Origin of the sequence: Streptomyces hirsutus (assembly GCF_001418415.1) — a bacterium.
In the GTDB taxonomy this organism is placed as follows: domain Bacteria; phylum Actinomycetota; class Actinomycetes; order Streptomycetales; family Streptomycetaceae; genus Streptomyces; species Streptomyces hirsutus.
In genome coordinates this window covers 1-2,626 of the sequence record NZ_LIQT01000761.1, presented here as the reverse complement: position 1 = coordinate 2,626, position 2,626 = coordinate 1, and the positions used below count along the sequence as shown (strand labels likewise).

Here is a 2,626-nt window from a genome sequence, read left to right as displayed (position 1 = left end):
GCTGGGCCGCGGAGACGGCCGCCGCGTACGAGAGCGTGCACGCGACGGTCGCGCTGCACCCGAACGAGGCCCCGCGCATCGTGCACGGCGACCCCGACGGCTGGTCGCGGCAGGGTGCGCGGGAGCCCGGCGGGGACGCGGCCCTGGACGAGGCGCTCGCCGAGATCGACCGGCTGGCCGCGCTGCCCCAGGTCAAGGGCGTCGGCGAGACCGGACTCGACTACTTCCGCACCGGACCCGAGGGCAAGGAGGCGCAGGAGCGGTCCTTCCGCGCCCACATCGAGATCGCCAAGCGGCACGGCAAGGCCCTGGTGATCCACGACCGTGACGCCCACGCCGACGTGCTGCGCGTGCTCAAGGAGGAGGGCGCACCGGAACGCACCGTCTTCCACTGCTACTCGGGGGACGCCGCGATGGCGGAGATCTGCGCCCGCGCCGGGTACTTCATGTCGTTCGCCGGCAACGTCACCTTCAAGAACGCCCAGCACCTGCGCGACGCCCTCGCCGTGGCCCCGCTGGAGCTCGTCCTGGTGGAGACCGACGCCCCGTTCCTGACGCCGGCGCCCTATCGCGGCCGGCCCAACGCCCCGTACCTGGTGCCGGTCACCGTGCGCGCCATGGCGGCCGTACGCGGTACCGACGAGGACACCCTCGCCACGGCCCTCGCCGCGAACACGGCCCGCGCCTTCGGTTATCCACAGGCGTGACCTGCGGGGTCCCGCGCCCCGTACCCTTGTCCCGTGACGAGCCCCACCCCCGACGCCCTCCTGGGCCCCGCCGACGTCCGCGAACTCGCGGCCGCGCTCGGCGTACGGCCCACCAAGCAGCGCGGCCAGAACTTCGTGATCGACGCGAACACGGTCCGCCGTATCGTGCGCACCGCCGAGGTCCGTCCGGACGACGTGGTCGTCGAGGTCGGGCCGGGGCTCGGCTCGCTCACCCTGGCGCTGCTGGAGGCCGCCGACCGGGTCACCGCCGTCGAGATCGACGACGTCCTCGCCGCCGCGCTGCCCGCGACCGTCGCGGCCCGGATGCCGGAGCGGGCCGACCGGTTCGCGCTGGTCCACTCCGACGCGATGCGGGTCACCGAGCTGCCCGGCCCCGCCCCGACCGCGCTGGTCGCCAACCTGCCCTACAACGTGGCCGTCCCGGTGCTGCTGCACATGCTCGAGACCTTCCCGAGCATCGAACGCACCCTCGTCATGGTCCAGGCCGAGGTCGCCGACCGCCTCGCCGCCCCGCCCGGCTCGAAGGTGTACGGCGTGCCCTCGGTCAAGGCCAACTGGTACGCCGAGGTCAAGCGGGCCGGCGCCATCGGGCGGAGAGTGTTCTGGCCGGCGCCCAACGTCGACAGCGGCCTGGTCTCCCTCGTCCGCCGCGACGAGCCGCTGAAGACCACCGCCACCCGGCGCGAGGTCTTCGCCGTCGTCGACGCGGCCTTCGCCCAGCGCCGCAAGACGCTGCGGGCCGCCCTCGCCGGATGGGCGGGCTCGGCCGCGGCGGCGGAGGCCGCGCTGGTCGCCGCCGGGGTGTCGCCGCAGGCCCGCGGCGAGTCCCTGACCGTCGAGGAGTTCGCGCGCATCGCCGAGCACAAGCAGTCCGAGGAGCCCGAGGAGCCCGTCGCGTGAGTGTCACCGTCCGCGTGCCCGCCAAGGTCAACGTCCAGCTCGCGGTCGGTGCGGCCCGCCCCGACGGCTTCCACGACCTGGCCAACGTCTTCCTTGCGGTCGGCCTCCACGACGAGGTCACCGTCACGCCCTCCGCCGGCGGCCTGCGCGTCACCTGTGAGGGACCGGACGCCGCCGAGGTGCCCCTGGACCGTACGAACCTCGCTGCCCGCGCGGCCCTCGCGCTCGCCGAGCGGTACGGCCGGGACGCCGACGTGCACCTCCACATCACCAAGGACATCCCCGTCGCCGGCGGCATGGCGGGCGGCAGCGCGGACGGCGCCGGCGCCCTGCTGGCCTGTGACGCGCTGTGGGGGACCGGCGCCTCGCGGCAGGAACTGCTCGACATCTGCGCCGAGCTGGGCAGCGACGTGCCGTTCGCGCTGGTGGGCGGGGCGGCGCTGGGCACCGGGCGGGGCGAGAGACTGACGGAGCTGGAGGTCGGCGGCACCTTCCACTGGGTGTTCGCGATGGCACGGCGAGGACTGTCCACCCCGGCGGTCTTCCGGGAGTTCGACCGGCTCGCCCAGGGCCGGGACATCCCCGAGCCCGTGGCCGCGCAGCCCCTGCTCGACGCCCTGGCCAAGGGCGACGCCGCCGCCCTCGCCGCCTCGGTCTCCAACGACCTCCAGCCCGCCGCCCTCTCCCTCTTCCCCGAGCTCTCCGACACCCTCGCGGCGGGCAGGGCGGCGGGCGCGCTGACCGCCCTGGTCTCCGGGTCCGGGCCGACCACCGCGTTCCTGGCCGCCGACGCCGAGTCGGCGGCCGAGGTGGCGTCGGTGCTGCGCGCCTCGGGCACCTGCCGGACGGTCCGCACGGCGGCGGGACCGGTACCGGGCGCGACCGTGCTGGACGACGCGTAGGCACCGGGCCGACCGCCCGGACTTCGGTCCGTGACCGGACCGCCCCGGACGCCGGTCCGGACCCCGCCCCGGATGCCGGTCCGGACCCCGGTCCGG

Annotated in this window: 3 protein-coding genes; all 3 read left to right on the top strand. The window is 75.6% G+C overall.

Annotation, left to right across the window (positions count from 1 at the left end; all coding sequences use genetic code 11):
* On the top strand, positions 1–707 hold a 707-nt coding region (locus AOK11_RS38380; RefSeq protein ID WP_055598217.1), incomplete at its 5' end, for a TatD family hydrolase.
* 33 nt (positions 708–740) lie between these two features.
* Positions 741–1,628 (top strand): 16S rRNA (adenine(1518)-N(6)/adenine(1519)-N(6))-dimethyltransferase RsmA, encoded by an 888-nt coding sequence (gene rsmA / locus AOK11_RS38375; protein WP_055598216.1) that lies wholly within the window; start codon positions 741–743, stop codon positions 1,626–1,628.
* On the top strand, positions 1,625–2,530 hold the full coding sequence (locus tag AOK11_RS38370; RefSeq protein ID WP_055598215.1) for a 4-(cytidine 5'-diphospho)-2-C-methyl-D-erythritol kinase: 906 nt from the start codon (positions 1,625–1,627) through the stop codon (positions 2,528–2,530). Before rsmA ends, AOK11_RS38370 begins: the two co-directional genes overlap by 4 nt.
* Positions 2,531–2,626: the final 96 nt, after the last annotated feature.